This is a genomic window from Streptomyces atratus, assembly GCF_040655115.1.
Taxonomy (GTDB): domain Bacteria; phylum Actinomycetota; class Actinomycetes; order Streptomycetales; family Streptomycetaceae; genus Streptomyces; species Streptomyces atratus_D.
This window is the reverse complement of sequence record NZ_JBFAJH010000005.1, coordinates 171,425-189,602: the sequence shown is the minus strand read 5'-3', so window position 1 is coordinate 189,602 and position 18,178 is coordinate 171,425. Positions and strand designations below refer to the sequence as shown.

Annotated in this window: 14 protein-coding genes; 5 read left to right on the top strand and 9 right to left on the bottom strand. The window is 69.1% G+C overall.

The features are described from left to right. The first annotated feature begins 80 nt into the window (after positions 1-80). The gene (locus AB0I23_RS09280; RefSeq protein WP_359108337.1) at positions 81-1,058 is read left to right on the top strand and encodes a phosphotriesterase family protein; all 978 of its coding nucleotides are present in this window, start codon (positions 81-83) and stop codon (positions 1,056-1,058) included. Here AB0I23_RS09280 and AB0I23_RS09275 read toward each other — a convergent pair. Next, complete coding sequence (locus AB0I23_RS09275) at positions 1,034-2,005, bottom strand: helix-turn-helix domain-containing protein (protein WP_359108336.1); 972 nt, start codon at positions 2,003-2,005, stop codon at positions 1,034-1,036. The two genes, AB0I23_RS09280 and AB0I23_RS09275, sit on opposite strands and share 25 nt — an antisense overlap. A gap of 542 nt (positions 2,006-2,547) precedes the next feature. Between AB0I23_RS09275 and AB0I23_RS09270 the strand changes: the two genes are divergently transcribed. Beyond that, the gene (locus AB0I23_RS09270) at positions 2,548-2,913 is read left to right on the top strand and encodes a hypothetical protein (RefSeq protein ID WP_359108334.1); all 366 of its coding nucleotides are present in this window, start codon (positions 2,548-2,550) and stop codon (positions 2,911-2,913) included. Between the two features lie 593 nt (positions 2,914-3,506). Here AB0I23_RS09270 and AB0I23_RS09265 read toward each other — a convergent pair. The 7 genes from AB0I23_RS09265 to AB0I23_RS09235 all read right to left on the bottom strand — a co-directional run bounded on the left by AB0I23_RS09265 (position 3,507) and on the right by AB0I23_RS09235 (position 12,150). After that, complete coding sequence (locus AB0I23_RS09265) at positions 3,507-5,822, bottom strand: helix-turn-helix domain-containing protein (RefSeq protein ID WP_359108332.1); 2,316 nt, start codon at positions 5,820-5,822, stop codon at positions 3,507-3,509. A 309-nt stretch (positions 5,823-6,131) separates the two neighbouring features. Next, positions 6,132-7,085, bottom strand: a complete 954-nt coding sequence (locus tag AB0I23_RS09260; RefSeq protein WP_359108330.1) for a carbohydrate kinase family protein — start codon at positions 7,083-7,085, stop codon at positions 6,132-6,134. After that, positions 7,082-8,071: a zinc-dependent alcohol dehydrogenase family protein gene (locus AB0I23_RS09255; RefSeq protein WP_359108328.1), complete on the bottom strand. Its 990-nt coding sequence runs from the start codon at positions 8,069-8,071 to the stop codon at positions 7,082-7,084. The genes AB0I23_RS09260 and AB0I23_RS09255 overlap by 4 nt, the downstream gene beginning before the upstream one ends. Then, positions 8,068-8,955: a carbohydrate ABC transporter permease gene (locus tag AB0I23_RS09250; RefSeq protein ID WP_266988873.1), complete on the bottom strand. Its 888-nt coding sequence runs from the start codon at positions 8,953-8,955 to the stop codon at positions 8,068-8,070. The genes AB0I23_RS09255 and AB0I23_RS09250 overlap by 4 nt, the downstream gene beginning before the upstream one ends. Then, complete coding sequence (locus AB0I23_RS09245; protein WP_359108326.1) at positions 8,952-9,938, bottom strand: carbohydrate ABC transporter permease; 987 nt, start codon at positions 9,936-9,938, stop codon at positions 8,952-8,954. Before AB0I23_RS09245 ends, AB0I23_RS09250 begins: the two co-directional genes overlap by 4 nt. Next, a complete protein-coding gene (locus tag AB0I23_RS09240; RefSeq protein ID WP_359108444.1) occupies positions 9,935-11,260 on the bottom strand; it encodes an ABC transporter substrate-binding protein in 1,326 nt (441 codons plus the stop codon). Before AB0I23_RS09240 ends, AB0I23_RS09245 begins: the two co-directional genes overlap by 4 nt. A gap of 128 nt (positions 11,261-11,388) precedes the next feature. Next, positions 11,389-12,150, bottom strand: coding sequence for a DeoR/GlpR family DNA-binding transcription regulator (locus AB0I23_RS09235; RefSeq protein WP_359108324.1), 762 nt, complete (start codon positions 12,148-12,150; stop codon positions 11,389-11,391). Between the two features lie 385 nt (positions 12,151-12,535). Here AB0I23_RS09235 and AB0I23_RS09230 point away from each other — a divergent pair, with 385 nt between their 5' ends. Continuing rightward, positions 12,536-13,297: a DeoR/GlpR family DNA-binding transcription regulator gene (locus AB0I23_RS09230; RefSeq protein WP_436846900.1), complete on the top strand. Its 762-nt coding sequence runs from the start codon at positions 12,536-12,538 to the stop codon at positions 13,295-13,297. Positions 13,298-13,591: 294 nt separating this feature from the next. Here the strand turns inward: AB0I23_RS09230 and AB0I23_RS09225 are convergent, their stop codons facing one another. After that, positions 13,592-14,128, bottom strand: coding sequence for a RidA family protein (locus AB0I23_RS09225; protein ID WP_359108319.1), 537 nt, complete (start codon positions 14,126-14,128; stop codon positions 13,592-13,594). A 589-nt stretch (positions 14,129-14,717) separates the two neighbouring features. Between AB0I23_RS09225 and AB0I23_RS09220 the strand changes: the two genes are divergently transcribed. Both AB0I23_RS09220 and AB0I23_RS09215 read left to right on the top strand, forming a co-directional pair. Next, positions 14,718-16,985 carry a helix-turn-helix domain-containing protein gene (locus AB0I23_RS09220; RefSeq protein WP_359108318.1) on the top strand — a complete coding sequence of 756 codons (2,268 nt, stop codon included), beginning with the start codon at positions 14,718-14,720 and terminating at the stop codon, positions 16,983-16,985. A gap of 130 nt (positions 16,986-17,115) precedes the next feature. Beyond that, positions 17,116-17,799: an alpha/beta fold hydrolase gene (locus tag AB0I23_RS09215; protein ID WP_359108316.1), complete on the top strand. Its 684-nt coding sequence runs from the start codon at positions 17,116-17,118 to the stop codon at positions 17,797-17,799. Positions 17,800-18,178: the final 379 nt, after the last annotated feature.

The following is an 18,178-nucleotide window of genomic DNA, read 5'->3' as shown; positions in this document are numbered from 1 at the left end:
ACGGCGACGGCGACGGGAGTTGCAACGGCAACCGCGCCGCAGTCCTTCGGGCTCTAGCGAGAGCCCGAAGGGCCACTCCCGTGATCTCGTCCTCCACCGTGCACACCGTCCGCGGGACCGTGGCGGCCGACGACCTCGGCACCGTCCTGATGCACGAGCACGTCTTCGTCCTGAGCGAGGAATTCCGGCGGAGCATGCCGGAGACCTGGGACGAGGAGGAGCGCGTCGCCGACGCCGTGACCCGGCTGAAGGCCCTGGCCGCCACGGGCGTCACCACGATCGTGGACCCCACCGTGATCGGGCTGGGGCGGGACGTCCGTCGCGTCGCCCTGATCAACGAGCAGGTCGATCTGCACATCATCGCCGCCACCGGCCTCTACACCCTGGCCGACGTACCGGACTTCTTCCGCTACCACGGGCCGGGGACGATGCTCGGGGGCCCCGAGGGCATGACCGACCTGTTCGTCCGCGAACTCACCGAGGGCATCGCCGGCACCGGCATCAGGGCCTCGCTCCTCAAGTGCGCGATCGAGGACGAACTCACCCCGGGCGTGGAGCGGGTGATGCGGGCGGTGGCCCAGGCCCACCTGCGCACCGGAGCGCCGATCACCGTGCACACCAACGCGGCCGCCCGTACCGGACTGACCGCGCAGGAGGTCCTGCGCAGCGAGGGCGTGGACCTCGGCGCGGTCGTCATCGGGCACAGCGGCGACACCGCCGACCTGGACTACCTGCACCAGCTCATCGACAACGGCTCGTACGTCGGCATGGACCGCCTCGGCCTCGACGTCCTGCTCCCCGCCGACCAGCGGGTGGCGACCGTCGCGGCCCTCGCCCACGAGGGACTGGCCGACCGGATGGTCCTGTCGCACGACGCCTCGTGCCACATCGACTGGTTCCCGCCGGGCGTGCGCGAGGAGATCGCCCCGGACTGGCACCACACCCACCTGCACGACCAGGTGCTCCCCGCGCTGCGCTGGTCCGGCGTCACCGAGGAGGAGATCACCACCATGCTGGTCGACAACCCGCGCCGCTACTTCACCCCGCCGGGCGCCTGACCCGCCGCCGACGGCGGGAGGGCGCCGTGCCGGGCTTCGCGCGGCGTCATGCCGAACTCCTGCCGGAACGCGGTACTGAACGACGCGTGGCTGCCGAAACCGCAGGCGTGCGCGATCCCCGCGATCGACTGCCCCGCCCAGCCCGGACTGGACAGCCGCGTCCGGGCCAGGAGCAGCCGTTCCCGGCGGATGAGGTCGCGCGAGGTCGTTCCCGCCTCCCGCAGCACTTGCTGGATGTATCGGGTCGACCAGCCCAGTGCGCGCGCGATGCCCGCGACGTCCAGGCCGTCGTCGCCGGCGTGGCGGCGGACGTACCGGCGGATGTCGGCCTCGATCGTCGCCCGCTGCCCGGAGGGAGCCGAGTCGACGGCGCCCTCCGCGGCCAGGCACACCAGGTCGAGCAGCCGCTCGCAGGCGAGGTCGAACGTCACCTCCGAGAGCTGCTCCCGCTCCTCCTGCAGCGCGGTCACCATGGTCCGGATCACCCGGCCCAGACCACTGGCCCCGCTGAACAGTTGCGGCTCGCGCGAGACCGCCGGGCTGCGGGCGAGGACCTCCCGACCCGGCACGATCAGTGAGATCGAGCGGAGGTCGGCGTTGTGCGCGAAGGCCATCGGCCGGTCGATGGAGCACAGGGCCATGGCGCGGGGCGCGATCTCGCCCGAGGCCGGCCCCTGTTCCACCCAGGCGGTCCCGGCCAGTGGGACGAGCAGTTCGTACGTGTCCCGCGGATCGCTCCCGATGTGCCGGGACGTCCGGGTGACCGTCTGCTGTCCACCGGTGCACAGGGCGATGGCGTAGCTCTGCGAATGCTGGCAGTCGAGCCGCCCGGTCCACGGGGCGGTACGATCCGCCACCGCGACGCGGCTCGCTCCGTGCAGACCGGTGAACGCGTCGTTCCAATCGCTGACCGAGGGAACGGGACCGACCGCAGTCAACTGGTACATGCGAACATCCTCGCCCATGGGGCCGGGCAGCGTAACCCGTTGTGGAGCCCGGCCGTTGGACCGCGCCGGAAGGCGAACCCATGGATCTGGACGCGGATGTACACGCACGGGCCGAGGACGCCGCGCTCACCCGTACCACTCCGCCGGTGGGGGATTTTCGATCGCTTGGTCGCGGACCGGACCGCATCGTGCGCGGATCCGGTCCGGCCATACGGACCGCAGCGACCGACGGCTCCTGGCGCGCCGCGCCACCGGCCGCGATCGATCGGCGGAACTGACCTGCCCCGGGGGGATTCTTCCCGTCGGGGCAGAGGACGCCGTTGAACGGGCAAGCTCCAACAGGTTTTGGTCCTGCGGCCGACGACCGCGGCAATCATGAACTGCACGGGGAAGCCGGCTCCAAGAGGTGTCGGATCTCCGGCCATGCCGTCCCAGTGGACGTCCTCGATCTGACGAACTGTACGACGGTGGAAGCCTGGGTGGCCCGTGAGCCGACCCGTCGGCATCGGCTTCCGCGACGACCTCCCGAGAAAGGTATCCCCATGAATCTGGCCCCCCGCATGAAGCGTGCCGCAGCCGCCGCCGGAGCCACAGCTGTCGCCGCCGCAGGAATGGTGATGGGGGTGGCGGCCCCGGCGTCCGCCGCCACCGGCACGAGCACCATCTGCGCGTCCGGCAATTACAGGGTCCACTTCGAGTTCCCCCAACAGGGCACCTCCGGCGACGTTTCCCGGGGAGTGTGCCAGGTCGTCCCGCTGCAGTCCGGTACCAGCTACGTCAAGATCTGGGGCTACTGGAACACCAACCCCGGCATGTTCTACGTCGGCACCGGGCACCCCCAGAATCCGGGTTCGACCACCTTCTACGCCGGGGGCACCACGACCAGCCCCTACCTCACCTTCGGCTGACCGGTTGTGCCGCCGGGGGTGGGCTTCCCCGGGGGACCCGACCGCTTGGACCGAGCTGACGTGGATCCGGTCCCCCGGCGCCGCGGCTCGGCCGGACCCGCTGGGCGTGGGCATGCGCGCCTGGCGGCGCAAGGCCCCGGCCGGCCCGGATCGGCGTCCCGCTCGCACAGACGGCACCCGAGGGGCCGGCGACGAGGTCGCCCACTCGGGCCGGACCCACCACAGGCCGGCCCGGTCGCGCTTCGCGTCAAAGGCGCCCGGGGCGTTCTCGACGAGCCGGCCCCGCACGGCCAGCCGCTTCGCCTTCGCCTTCGACCTCGCTCCTTCGATCTTCGCCGGGACCGGCTCGAGCCCCGTCGCGCCGTCGGCGCTCAGGTGATCGTAGACACCCTGCCAGCCCGATCAGTCCACGAAGCCACCGTGTACGAGAACGATGGTCCTGATAGTTGCCATGGTCACTCCTGACCTGGAGGGACAGCGCCTTGACGTCTGTCCCGGTGCACACGAGCCAAGTCGAAAAGACGCGGCCGGGCCACGCAGAACAGCACGCCGAAGTACCCGCCCGATCTCCGCGGGCAGCACCTTGGACGAGGTCAGGGGGCGGCGGTCGCCAGAGCGTGGCAGCGGCTGCTCGCCCCGGTGTCACCGATCGCTTCGAAGACCTGCGCCGCCCGCGCGTAGGCGCGGCTGCTCTCGCCGGTCCGGCCTTCGCCGGCCAGAAGAGCAGCCAGTGTTTCCAGGGCCCCGGCCTGCCGGTAGTCGGACATCTGGAGCGTGTCCATGAGGTCGATTCCCTCGCTGAGCGTGGTGATCGCCTCCGCACGGCGGCCGAGGTGTCCGAGGCAAAAGCCGATTCGCATCAGCGCAAATGGCTGGCTGTGCGTTGCGACGCTCGGTGTCATCCCCGACTCCGGGTCGTCCAACAGAGTGAGCAGTCCGAGGTATTGCTCCAACGCTTCGGTGTAGCGCCCTTCGTCGAGAAGGCAGTTGGCGATGCAGGCGAGGCTCTGGACGTAGGAGTCGATGTCGCCGATGGTCTTGAACATCTCCGCTGCCTGGGAAGACGACGCGACGGCCTCCTCCAGTCGGCCGAGCATGAGCAGTGCCGAAGCGGTGTACTCGTGTGCCCAGGCGATCTGCGCCGTGGCACCGCCCCGGGTGGCCAACTCCAGCGCCTCGGCCGCATACCGCAGTACAGCCTCCGGGTCGCTGGGCGGCACCGAATGAACCCAGGCCAGATAGTTCAGCTGGGTCGCCTGCTGCGCCAGGTCGCCGAGGGCGGCGGCGGCCTCCGCTCCCCGTGTGAAGACCTCCTGCCAGTGCGGGCTGTGCGCCCACCGTTCGGAGAACCAGTGCATCGACTCCGCGCAGTCGAGGACGAGGGTGTGCCGGCCGCTGCCGGCCGCAGCCCGCATCGCCCCCAGCCAGTTGTGCACGTTCACCCGCAGCCACCAGTCGGCCTCCTCGGCGGAGGACGGGACGGCGAGATCGGGGTCGGGCCCGTCGGGACGGCCGTAGCCGGGTTCGAACCACCGCCCGGACAGCGTGGCCATCCGCAGCAGCCACGACGTCACCTGGCCCGTCAGCGCCTCGCACTCGGCCGCGGCCTCCTCCTCGTGGAGCCGGCCGCGGGCGAACAGGCGGACCAGGTCGTGGAAGCGGTAACGGCCCGCGGCGCTGTCGTGAAGCAGGCCGAGGTCGACGAGGTCGTCGAGAGCCTCCCAGGCATCCTCGTTCGGAACCCCTCCGGCGACGGCCGCCAGGGCGGCGTCGAAGTCCTGTCCCGGTACCACAGCGAGTCGCCGGAACATCCGCCGCGCGGAATCGGCGAGTTGCTCGTACGACATCCCGAACGCGTTGGCGATCTTGAGATCGCCGGCCTTGAACTGGTCCAGTCGGCGCTCCTCGTTCGCCAGCCGGGCAGCGAGTTCGGCGGCGTCCCATCCGGGCCGGCTGACCAGGCGGTTCCCGATGATCCGCAGCGCCAGAGGCAGACCGCCACACAACTCGGAGAGCCGCGCGAGGGCCGATTCCCCGTCGGATGCGGAACGGTCGCCCAGAATCCCGGTCAGCAGTTGCGTGGACTCCTGCAGCGGCAGGGGCCCGAGGATGAGCCTGCGGACGCCCTCCAGACCCGACAGCAACCGCCGGGTGGTGATCAGCGCCCTGCCCGCGCCCTCTCCCGGCAGCAGCGGGCGCACCTGCTTCTCCGACGCGGCGTTGTCGAGGACGACAAGGACACGCCTGTCCCTCAGCAGCGACCGGTACAAGGAGGCGCGCCCCTGGATGTCCCCCGGGATCTGCTGGTCCGCGACACCGAGCGCACGCAGCAGCAACTGCAAGGCGTCATCGGCGGCCAGAGGCCGCTGGGACATGCCGAACAGGTCGAGAAAGAACACCCCGTCGGGAAAGCTCGGCCGTACCGAATGAGCGGCACGGACGGCGAACGTGGTCTTCCCCAGGCCCGCGGAGCCGGAGATGAGCCCCACCACGCCGACACCCGGCGAACTCTCGGCGTACACCAGCTCGCCCACCCAGACCAGTTCAGCGGCACGGCCGGTGAAGTCGTCGACCGACCGGGGAAGTTCACACAGACCCGTCGGACGCGTCCAGTGATCCCGTAGCCGGCCCTCGCGCGCCAACTCGAACAGCCGCTTACGGGCATCGCCCTCCAGCGCGAGCGCGTCCGCCAATGCGGTCACGGTCCGATGCTGAGGTCCCCTGCTGCGGCCGCGCTCCATGTCCGACAGAGTCCGAGCACTCACCCCCGACACCTCGGCCAACTTCTCCAACGTCAGACGGGCCGCGCGCCGATGACTGCGTAAAACCTCCCCGAAACCGAGACGTCCGGTGATGGCGCCACACCCCCTCAGCGGCGAAGGCAACCCACTCGCCGCAATCTTGCACATAACGACTTTGGCCGCGCACGTTCTACCACCAACGACCCATACCGGGGAACAGTATCGGCAACTGTTCGCCTGCACCCCATGCCACCGGACACATCGCTTCGTACCGTCCCCCGACCAGTCATGAAACTGCCGACGCACACGTCGGCGACGTCCGCATAGGCCACCGGTGCGGACTGCGCGCCGGAGATCACCGTCGTCAAATTCCCCTGCACCCCTGAACGGGACGCCGCCCTGTGGTCAGCCCGTGGCCGGTATGTCGATGACCTACTGGTCTCCGACCTTGATCAAACACATAGAGGCACCCGTCGATCACTCCACGTCCACTCCCGCCCGGCCGCACACGGCCGCCGCGACCGACGCCGCGTACTGCAGTGCCTCCCCGGCCTGTGCGGCGGTCAGGGCGGCAGGGCCGTCGCCCCGCAGGGCCCCGCTGTCGACGAGCCGCGCCAGGACCGCCGCCATGAAGGCGTCGCCCGCCCCGATGGTGCTGGCCACAGTCACCGGCACGGCCGGTACGGAGACGTGGATGTCGCCCGGCAAGAAGGCCGAGCTGCCCTGCGCGCCGTGGGTCAGGAGCACCAGGCGCCCCTCGGCCGCCAGCTTGCGGCAGGGTGCCTCGGGGGTGTCGCCGGGCCAGAGTTGGCGGGCATCCTCGTCGCTGACCTTGACGATGTGGCCCAGCGCGCACAGCTCGCGCAGGCGGCGCAGGCTGCTCGCCGGGTCGAGTGTGCGGTCCGTTCGGACGTTGGGGTCCACCGCGAGCACCGAGTGGCGTGCTGCCGCGCGGGCGGTGGCGAGCACGGCCTCGGATGCCGGGGGTACGACGGAGGCGAGGCCGCCTACGTACACGGCGTGAAAGTCACCCAACTGGTCTGAGAGATGGGTCAGTTCGAAGGTCGCCGTGTTCTGGAGGTGGAAGTGGTAGCGCGTCCCCTCCGGGCTTGGGTCCGCCACGGCGAGGGCCGTGGGTAGGCTGGAGCGCGCGCAGAGGTCGAGCTCCACGCCGGCGGTGCGGAGCCGGTGCTCGCTCCGGCGGCCGAAGCCGTCATCGCCCAGCGTGCCGGCGAAAGCCGTACGGACGCCCAGGCGGGCCAGATGTGTGGCCACGTTGGCGGGTGCGCCGCCGGGCTGCGGGCGCAGGGTGCCGTCCGTGGTCGGCACGAGATCGGTCAGTGCCTCGCCCATGACGAGGACCGTTCCTTCGCGGTGCGGCGCGGCCGCCTGGTCGGGGACCGGCACAGGCTCGTGGTTGAGGCCGCTCACGGCTGCACCACGATCTTGCGTCCCTGGCCCGCCTTGAAGCGGTCGATCGCTTGGGGGTACTGCTCCAGCGGCAGTCGGTCGCTGATGAAGACGCCGGGGTCGAGGATGCCGGTGGCGAAGAGGGCCGCGGCCCGCTCGAAGCTGTGCAGGACGGCCATCGAGCCGGTGATGGTGATCTCCTGGTTGTAGATCTTGTACGGCTCGATGATCGCGGTCGTCGCATAGTCGGCGACCCCGAACTGCAGGAACGTACCCCCCTTGGCGACGCGGCGAAGACCGTCCTGGATGGCGGCCGTATTGCCTGTCGCGTCGATCACCACGTCCCAGCCGCCCGGCCGCTCCAGCTCGGCCGCCGCCGAGGCGGAACCAGAGACGCCCAACTGCCGTGCTGTGGCGAGGCGTTCGGGGTTGACGTCGACGACGTCGACCGTGGCGGCACCGGTGTGCTTGGCCAGCTCCAGCATCATCAGGCCCATGGTGCCCGAGCCGTAGATCAGCACCTGGGCCCCGAGTGTGCCGCTGAGCACATCGTAGCCGCGTACCGCGCAGGACAGCGGCTCGATGAGCGCGGCATCGTGTGCGTCGATGTGCTCGGGCAGCCGCACGCAGTTGGCCACCGGCGCCAGGGCGTACTCGGCAGCGCCGCCCGGAACGGTGACCCCGATCGCCGCCCACCGGTCGCAGAGGTTGCCGCGTCCTGCGCGGCAGGAGCGGCACTCGTGGCAGTGCAGGGAGGGATCGACGGCGACCTGGTCGCCGATCGACAGTTCGGTCACCTCGGCGCCGATGCCGACCACCTCGCCCGCGAACTCGTGGCCTGGGACGATGGGCAGCGTAGGGGCGAACTCGCCCTGCAGGATGTGCAGATCGGTCCCGCACAGCCCGCACGCGGCCACATCGACGACCACTTCACGGGGCCCTGGCGTGGGGTCGGGGAGCGAGGTGACCGACACCTTGCCGGGCGCCTCGACGATCGCTGCCCTCATTTGACGGCTCCAAGGGAGAGGCCCTGGACAAGCTTGTCCTGGGCGGCGAAACCGGCGGCGAGCACCGGCAAGGACACGACGACCGAAGCGGCACAGAGCTGAGCGAGGAACAGGCCCTGACTGGTGACGAATCCGGTCAGGAACACGGGCGCCGTCTGCGCGGTGACTCCGGTCAGTACGCGGGCGAACAGCATCTCGTTCCAGCTGAAGATGAAGCAGATCAGCGCGGTGGCCGCGATCCCCGGCGCGGCGATGGGTGCGACGATCCGGGTGAGGATCGTGGGCAGCCTGGCCCCGTCCACCTGGGCGGCCTCGATGATGGACACCGGCACATCGGCGAGGAAGGACTGCAGCATCCAGACCGCGATCGGCAGGTTCATCGACGTGTAGAGGATGACCAGGAGCCAGATGTTGTCCAGCATCCCGGCGTTCTTGGCGAACAGGTAGATCGGCAGCAGCCCCGCCACCACCGGCAGCATCTTCGTGGAGAGGAAGAAGAACATCACATCCGTCCACTTGCGGACCGGCCGGATGGACAGGGCGTAGGCTGCCGGCAGGGCCAGGGCCAGGACGAGAGCCGTGGAACACAGGCTCGCCGTGGTCGAGTTGATCAGCGAGGGCCACGGGTCGGCGCCCCCACCGGCGCCGAAGAACCTCTTGTAGCCGTCCAGCGTGAGCGCGGCGCCGAGCGAGGGCGGGTTGGTCGCCGCGTCCGGCTCGGAGTGCAGCGAGGTCAGCACCATCCAGGCGACCGGCAGACAGAAGACGATGCCGGCGCACCAGGCGACCACACCGAGCCGGGCCGAGCGGCGCCGTGCCTTGCGGGCGGCGGGCGGGAGCGGTGCCTCGCGGCCGGAAGGACGTGCGGTGGTGAGCGCGGTCATCGGCGGTTCACCTCTTCGTTGAACAGGGACGAGACCACCCGCAGCGCGAACGTCGCGATCACGATCGTGCCGATCACGACGAGCACCCCGGCCGCCGAGGCCAGTCCGTACTCGTGGGCCTGGTAGAAGGTCTGGTAGATGGTGTATGGCAGGTTGGCGGTGCCGAGGCCGCCCGAGGTGATGGTGAACACGGCATCGAAGTTCTGCACGATGTAGATCGAGCCGAGCAGCACACCGAGTTCGAGATAGCGGCGCAGATGCGGCAAGGTGACGTACCGGAACATCTGCCAGTCGGAGGCCCCGTCGAGACGGGCCGCCTCCATCACGTCCGGCGGCCGGCTCTGCAGCCCGGCCAGCAGGATCAGCATCATGAACGGCGTCCACTGCCACACCAGCGCGCCCTCGACGGCGAGCAGTGGCGAGTTCGAGATCCAGTCCGGCTGTGTGGGAGTGTCGTCGCCGAACAGCCCGGCGATCCACGTCCACGCCCCGTTGAACAGCCCGTACTCGGGGTTGTAGAGGACGTGTTTCCACAGCAGCGCCGCGGAGACCGGGACCAGCAGGAATGGTGTGATCAGCAGGGTGCGTACGAAGCCCCTGCCACGGAACGTGCGGTCCATGAGCAGCGCGAGCAGCAGCCCGAGGACCACGGACGCCACGACCACGGAGGCGGTGAGCAGCATGGTGGTGAGGACCGACTCGCGCATGGCGGGGTCGGTGGCGACCGTCTTGTAGTTCTCGAACCAGCTGAGACTGCGGGCGTCGGGGTTCAGGGAGTTCCAGTCGAACAATGAGATCACCAGGGTTGCCACGAATGGCAGTTGGGTGACCGCGATGAGGAACACCAGGGCGGGCAGCAGTGGTGCGCGGGTCGCCCAGGCGCGGGCGGCGGACGGCTGCCCATTCCTCTTGGAGTGCTTCGCCTGCGCGGTGCGCCGGTGCGTCGCAGCCGCCGGTGGGGATGCGCTGACCGATGTGGTCACTGGTACTCCTTCGCGACCTTCTCGGCGAGCGCCTGGCTCTTCTCCAAGGCCTCGTCGACGGACTGGCGGCCGGCGATCGCCGCACTGACCTCCTGCGAGACCTTCGTGCCCAGATCGGTGAACTCCGGGATGCCGACGAACTGGATGCCGGGTGCGGGGCGGTCCTGGACACCGGGGTCGTCGGGCCGCGCGGAGTCGATGGCCTGCAGGGTCACGTCCGAGAAGGCCGCGGATTCCTTCTTGTACTGGGGGTTCTGGTACGTCGAAGCCCGCTTGCCGGCCGGAACGTTGGCCCAGCCGATCTGCTCGCCGACCAACTCCTCATACTTCTGGCTCGACGCCCAGGAGATGAACTTCCAGGCGTTGTCGGTGTTCTTGGAGGCCTTCTGGATGCCCCAGGCCCACGTGTAGAGCCAGCCCGAGCTCTCGGTCTTGTCCACCGGGGCCTGGACGTACCCGATCTTGCCCTTGACGGGGGAGTCCTTGGCCTCCAGGGACCCGGCGGCCGCGGTGGCGTCGTACCACATGGCGGTCTTGCTCTGGGTGAGGTTGTTGAGACACTCGGCGTAGCCGGCCTGCGGAGCGCCCGCCTCGCCGTGCTCGCGCACCAGGTCCACATAGAACGTGGTGGCCTTCTTGAACTCGGGCGCGGTCAACTGCGCCTTCCAGTCCTTGGTGAACCAGGTGCCACCCATGGTGTTCACGACGGTCGTCAGCGGGGCCATGACCTCGCCCCAGCCGGGCAGTCCGCGCAGACAGATGCCCTTCATCCCCGGCTTCGCGCCGTCGGCCTGGGCCGCGAGGTCAGCGACCTGCTGCCAGGTGGGGCGCTCCGGCATCGTCAGGCCCTTCTCGGCGAAGACGTCCTTGCGGTACATGAGGAAGGACGATTCGCCGTAGAAGGGCTCGGCGTACAGCTTGCCGTCGGCCGCGGTGAGGGACTTCGTGAGCGGTTCCAGGATGTCCTTCTGGTTGAAGGCGGTGTCCTTCGCGACGTGTTCGTCCAGGGCGTGCAGCCAGTCGTTCTTGGCGTAGATGGGGACCTCGTAGTTGCTGATGGTCGCGACGTCGTACTGGCCCGCCTGGTTGGAGAAATCCTGGCTTATCTTGTCGCGGACGTCGTTCTCCGGCAGCACCGTGAAGTTGACCTTGATTCCGGTGTCCTTGGTGAAGTGCGCCGCAGTGAGCTTCTGCAGCTCCACCATCTGTGGGTTGTTCACCATCAGTACGTTGATGGTGTCGCCGCCGGAGGAGGCGGTGCCGCCTGCACCGCTGCAGGCGGCGAGGAGCGCGCCGGCGGCGCCGGCCGCCGCGATGCGCATGCCGATGGCATGGCGTCGGCTTCGGGGCGTGACCTGGGGACGCGGGACGTGGGGACGATTCTGGACAGGCATGGCGGCCTCCTGCGGGTGACTGCTGCGGGTTGAAGTGGAGTACTGGGCGGGTGTGTTCACACCCGGATGACCTGGGGGCCGAGCAAGGAGTAGCGCTGGGCCTCGGCCGACTGCAGGCCGGTGTCGGTGACGATCGCCTCGACGTCCCGGACATCGGCGAAGCGGCAGAAGCTGACGGCGCCGAACTTGGTGTGCGCGCCCACGAACACCCGGCGCCGAGAGCCGCGTACCGCCTGGCTCTTGACCTCGCTGACGGCCGGGTCGGGGGTGGTCAGACCGTATTCGCGCGAGATGCCGTTGGCGCCGATGAAGCACAGGTCGAGGACGAGGCCGGCGAGCATCCGGGAGGCCCAGTGGTCGACCGTGGCCAGTGTCGAGGGCCGCACCCGGCCGCCGAGCAACAGCACGGTCGTCTGCTCCGCGTCGGTCAGGGTGTGGGCCACCGCCAGGGAGGCGGTGACCACGGTCAGCGGACGGTCGCGGGGAAGCGCGGCGGCGATCAGCTGCGGGGTGAAGCCCTCGTCGATGAAGACCGTCTCCGCCTCGCCGAGCAACTGGGCGGCCGCCGCGGCGATTCTGGTTTTCTGCGGAACATTGCGGGTGGTCCGCTCCACGAGGGTCGTCTCGAAGCCGGCGCTCTCCACGGGCCGGGCGCCGCCATGGTTGCGGCGGATCAGTCCTTTCCGTTCCAGCGCGTGCAGGTCACGGCGGATCGTCTCCCTGGCGACGGTGAACTCTGCTGCCAGCTCCGCTACTTCCACGGATCCCGAGTTTCGAGTGATGCGCAGGATCCTCCGTCGGCGTTCATGGGTGTCCACGCCACACCTTCCAACCGGAGCTGTGTCACTGCCCGTTCGGGCCTGTGGGATGTTTGTACTAGTGCTTTGACAGCGGTGACCAGACAGTTCGCCGTGCGCATGCTGCCCGTTCATGCCCGATTGCCGGCCACCGTTTCCGCTGATCAGGTGGCTGGCGGCGGTTGGAGCGGGCAATATCGCTGCCCGTTGGAGGTAAGGGCGGGGCCCACTCCCTGCCCGTTCGATCTTGGTGAGATCTCTCTGACGTGCCGCAAGTTCCGGTCATCCTGCCGATGTTCACCGTGTGGCGCGTGCCACATCATGGGTCGTGGTTGGGCCGTTCAGGCATCCAGCGAGGCCCCGGACGCCGACCCGGGGCCTCCCTAGCGTCGAAGTGGTGAGGGCTGTGACAGCCGAAGACCGTCGCCATGCGATTCTCACGGTCGCCCGCCGTGAGGGAGCAGTGGAAGTCGTCGCTCTGGCAGAGGAGTTGGCGGTTTCCCTGGAGACCGTCCGCCGCGATCTGCGGGTCCTCGAGGAGCACGGGCTCGTACGTCGCACGCACGGAGGCGCCTACCCGGTGGAGAGTGCCGGGTTCGAGACGACCCTCGAGGCCCGTACCGTGCGCTACGTACCGCAGAAGGCCCGGATCGCGCAGGCGGCCGCCGAGCTGCTCGGCGAGGCGGAGACCGTCTTCGTCGACGAGGGCTTCACGCCTCAGCTGATAGCGGAGGCCCTGCCCCGGGACCGTCCGCTCACCGTCATCACCGCGTCGCTTGCGACCGCTTCCGTGATGGCCGCGCGGGATCAGGTCCAAGTGCTGCTGCTCGGGGGGCGGGTGCGGGGCGGCACGCTCGCCACGGTCGACCACTGGGCCACGGAGATGCTGGCCGGCTTCGTCATCGACCTGGCGTACGTCGGGGCCAACGGGATCTCCCGTGAGTACGGGCTCACCACCCCCGACCCCGCGGTGGGCGAGGTGAAGGCGCAGGCGGTGCGTTCGGCGCGACGCCGGATCCTCTCCGGGATCCACACCAAGTTCGGAGCCGTCAGCTTCTGCCGGTTCGCCGAGGTGCGGGAGTTCGAGGCGATCGTGACCGACACCTCGCTGCCCTCGGCGGAGGCACATCGGTACTCGCTGCTCGGGCCTCAGGTCATCCGCGTATAGCACCCTCGTCAGGGTGCAGGGACCGTCGGCACCCTGGCCGCCGCGAACCTCGACCAGACGGCCAAGGGCGTGAAGTGCGGCCTCAAGCAGATCCAGTACCGACCGCATCTGGTCGACAGATGCCTCACGGGAACCGGCCTGATCACAGGCACCTGACCGCGATCAAGCCGACATCACGCATTCAAGTTCAGCAGCGGCGTCCGAAACTGTCTTGCCGGTCCGGGACGCCGCAGGCAATTCGCGAACTATGGTCGAACTGTCGTCAGAAAATCGCTGGAAGGAACGAGCTCGCGCCTATGGCAGGGCTCGGCAGGCGGTCACCTCGATCTCAATCATGAGTCCGGGAACGAGCAGTTGGTTGACTTGGATTGTCGTGGAGGTCGGGAAGGGGCCGTTGGCATAAATACCCTTGCGGTACGGCAATGCGCCGACCAGGGCATTCATGTCAGTTACATACATATTCTCGCGGACAACATGCCGGAAATCGAGAGCGTACTTGCCCAGGCTCTCCTTGATGCGCTGGTAGATGAAGGTCATCTGGGCGGGCAGATCGCCGGGGGAAACGCAGTTGAAGTCCTTGTCAAGGGCCGCTGTGCCCGACAGCCAGACGGTGTTGTCCACCCGGATCCCTTGGGAATATCCGAGGGATCTCTGCTGGGATTCCCAGTAGTGGAAGAGATCGGTTCTGCTGGGCGCTGCGGATGCCTCGGGTGCGGCAAGTTGGCTGGCAACGGCGGCCACTCCTGTGACGCAGGCGCCAGCGAGGAGGCGGCGGCGGACAAGGCTGTTATTGGTGGACTCGTTTGGAATAGACTCACCTCGGGCACTCATCCCTGCTTCTCTCCTGTTATGAGGGTTGATACAGATCAGCCCCTGCCGGCGAGTTGGCATGCGGGCGTGTTGAATTGGCGGGCGCTGGCATGCCGAATTCGCTGCGGAAGGCGATTGGGCCGAGAGTTTTCACTCCGGCGATGCGGAGCGTAGATCGCCTGTGTGAGGCCCGTCAAGGCATTGGGTGTGTTTTTTCGCTCCTCAACTGGATTCCGGGGTTCGCAAGGGAGAGCCGAAGGGCTTCACCTGGTGGGACTACCGCGACCTCATCGTGCGCGCCCGGTACCCTCGATCGCCTATCGAGGATGTCCAGCCTCGTGCCAGGTCCCGCGATGGGCGTTGGCTGGGACGATGCCACGCTTGCGTATATGCCCCCGGAGCTGAGGCGCGGGCAGGGGTGGGTTCGTCAATTCCGCTCCTGTCTTGCTGTGGTGGCTGGGTAGTTGCGGCGAAAGTCGGTGCCGCCAGGGTCATCGTCGCCGTCGAACGCGCTCATTCTTTGCCTGAACTCCTGGAATTTTCCTTTTTGTTGAGTAAGCTGGCCTGCGGCTGGGCCCCGACGGACCAGGTGTGATACAGCGGAGAAGGAGTGCTCCTCATCACTGCCATACCCCCGTTCGCGGAACTGCTTCGTCGTCATCGGCATGCGGCGCGCCTGACGCTGGAGCAACTCGCCGAACTTTCGGGCGTCAGTGGCCGCACCCTGTCGGACATGGAGCGGGGACGCAGCAGGGGGCCTCAGCACCGTACAGTCACCGCCCTCGCAGACGCACTCGCACTGGAAGGGGCCGACCGCAAACAACTCATCGAGCTGGCACGCGACGGCCGCCTGCGGGATCACTGGAAGCGCCCGACCGGCCTGTGCGAACTCCCGCGAAACATAGATGACTTCGCGGGCCGGGCCGCGGAACTGGCCTGGACGAAGAACCTCGTCCGCGACGAGGGCTCGGCGGCCGTCGCCGCTGTGGGACTGATCACCGGTCCTGCCGGTCTGGGCAAAACCGCGTTCGCCATTCATGCCGGTCACACCCTGCGCCCGGACTTTCCGGACGGGGTGTTCTTCCTTGATCTGTTCGGCATGTCCTCGCGCCCTCTGCCCGTTGACCAGGCCCTGGCGCAGCTGCTCCGTGCATTGGGTGTCCCGGACCAGCAGATCCCTCCTGACATTGCCGAGTGTGCTTCGTTGTACCGATCGCTGCTGAGGGACAGACGCGTGCTGGTCGTGCTCGACAACGCCGCCTCGGAAGAGCAGATCCGCCCACTGCTGCCGGGTGGAGGCCTGGGCAGAGCGTTGGTGACCAGTCGTCGGCTGCTGGCCGGCCTGGAGGGCGTGCGCCGCCTGAACCTGGGCCCCCTGCCCCTGCTGGACACCACCCTCCTGCTGACCGGGATCACGAGGGACCGCGGCGCCTCGGACGGCGAGTCAGTGCTCACTCAGCTCGCGCAGCTGTGCGGCGGCCTGCCCCTGGCAGTGCGGATCATCGGCAATCGGCTGGTCAGCCGCCCCGCATGGAGCGCCGCCGAACTCGTCACCCGGCTGGCTGACGACGAGCGCCGTCTCGACCAGCTCAAGGCAGGGGACCTCAAGATCGCCAACGCGTTCCGTATGTCGTACGAGCAACTCGCGCCGTCCGCACGCAAGGTCTTCCGCCGGCTCGCTCTGGTGACCGGCCACGACTTCGACGCCACCCTCGCCGCGGTGGTCGGCGAGATCTCCGTCGAGGACGCCTGGGACGTGCTCGATGAGCTGATCGACCTCGGCCTGCTCCAGGACAGCGGGGCGGGCCGCTACCGCTTCCACGACCTGGTCAGGCTGTTCGCCCGCGAGCGGCTCAAGGCCGAGGACCCGGCGGCTGAGCGGGAGGCGATCGGGGGGACGATGACGTCCTGGCTGCTGCGGATGGCCACCACCGCCGGGCGATGGTTCGAACCGGCTTACGGCCACCCCGACCAGCCTGACGCCGACCTCGCCGACCTGTCTTCGGAGGAGGAGGCCGATCACTGGCTGCGCGTGAATGTGGGCAACTGGCTGGGTGCGTTGGGGACGGCAGCGAGCGACGGCCGGCACTCCGCAGTCCTCGACTGCGTGGAGTCGTTGGACTGGTTCTCCGACCGCTGGATGCACGCGCCGCACTGGCACGAGGTCTTCTCCCTCGGTGTCGAGGCCGCTGCCGGCCTGGGCGATCCGGTCCGACAGGCCGGCCAGCTCAACTCGTTGGCCTGGGTCCATCTGCTGCCGCGCGACGACCCGGAGACCGCACTGCGGTACACCACCGAGGCGATGGACCTCGCCACGCGCAGTGGCTCCACGGCAGAAATCGCCTCCGCCCTCCACCACGCGGGAGGCGCGCTGCGTAGCCTCGGACGGCTTGACGAGGCCACCGCGTCGGAGACCCGGGCGGCGGAGATGTTCAAGGCCAACGGCGATTTCGACGCGTACTGCCATTGCCTCGGCGCCCTTGGCACCTGCCTTCGTGACGCCGGGCATCACGCCGAGGCCCTGGAGCGGTACCTCGACCTGTGGGCGTTCCTGAACGACGCCGGGTCGGGGGTGACGCCGAGCGTGGCGGCGTTCGCCCGTCCCATCGCGCTGGCCCGTGCCGGCGAATGTCTCGGACTGCTCGGCCGTCGGCCCGAAGCGATCACCAAGCTCGTCGAGGCGATCGGACTCATGGAGCAGGCTCAGTCGCACGTCCCGCAGGCCCACGCCCTGGAGACATTGGGGTCCTTGCTGGCCGACGAGGGCCGCAAGGACGAGAGCAGCCGTGCTTACGCGAGGGCGGCCGAGGTGTTCGAGGCGGTCGGTGACGCCAATGCCAGCCGCCGCTGCCGCGACCTGGTGTCCACCGCACCCTGACGCGTCGAGCCGTGTTCGGTGCGCAGAACTTCTGCGTGCTGTTCTGCGTGGCCTCACCACTTCCAGGCGCGTTGACTGGAGCCAGTCCGACGGGCCTGTGGGGGTCTGTCCATCCACCCTGGGAGAGAGCATGTCGACCATCGGGAACATCGTGCTCGTGCACGGTGGCTTCGTGGACGGATCCGGCTGGCAGGGCGTCTACGACGACCTCGCCGGGGACGGCTTCCGCGTCCGGATCGTGCAGAACCCGACGCTGTCGCTCGAGGGTGACGTCGCCGCGACCCGCCAGGTGCTGGACACGCTCGATGGCCCGGCCGTGCTGGTCGGCCACTCCTACGGCGGGGTCGTCGTCAGCGAGGCCGGTATGCACCCCAACGTCGCGGCGCTGGCATACATCGCTGCTTTCGCCCCGGACAAGGGCGAGTCGGTCGGCACGCTCATCGCCGACCCGGCGCCCGGGGCGCCGGTGCCGCCCATCCTGCCTCCGCAGGACGGCTTCCTCTTCCTGGACCGCGACAGGTTCCACGACGCCTTCGCCGCCGATCTACCCGAAGAACAGACCGCGTTCATGGCCGACGCTCAGGTCCCCTGGGGCGTGGACGCCCTCAGCGGGGCGGTCACCGAACCGGCCTGGCAGCACAAGCCCAGCTGGTACCTCGTCGCCACCGAGGACCGCATGATCCCGCCGGCGGCCCAGAGGGCCATGGCCGAGCGCGCGGGCTCGACCGTCGTCGAGGCCATCGGCAGCCACGCCGTCTACGTCTCGCAGCCCGGCGCAGTGGCCGGCCTCATCCGCGAGGCCGCCACCGCCTGACCGGAGGAGCGGACGCGGCGCTCCGCGCTGTGAGTCTGCCCCCGGTCCGTCGCCACGGCGCGGATGGCCCGGCAGCGCCGGGTCCGTCCCTCCGGGCAACGGCGGCACGGTAACACCTGGGCGGCAAGAACGCCCAGGTCGTTGTGTCCGCCCCCGACCGGGGTGAGTCGGTCGGCACGCTGATCGCCGACCCGCCGACCCGCCGACCGCCGCCCGGCACACCGCTCCCGCCGATCCCGAGGCGACCGGTTCGGCATCGGCCCGGACCACGCTCACCGACTTCTCCCGTACCAGCCACGCAAACGTGGGCCGCCGCCGACTCCCGCCCTTCGGCTGTCGCGGCGCATCTCGCATCCCCGACCGCCGCTTGCAGGTGATA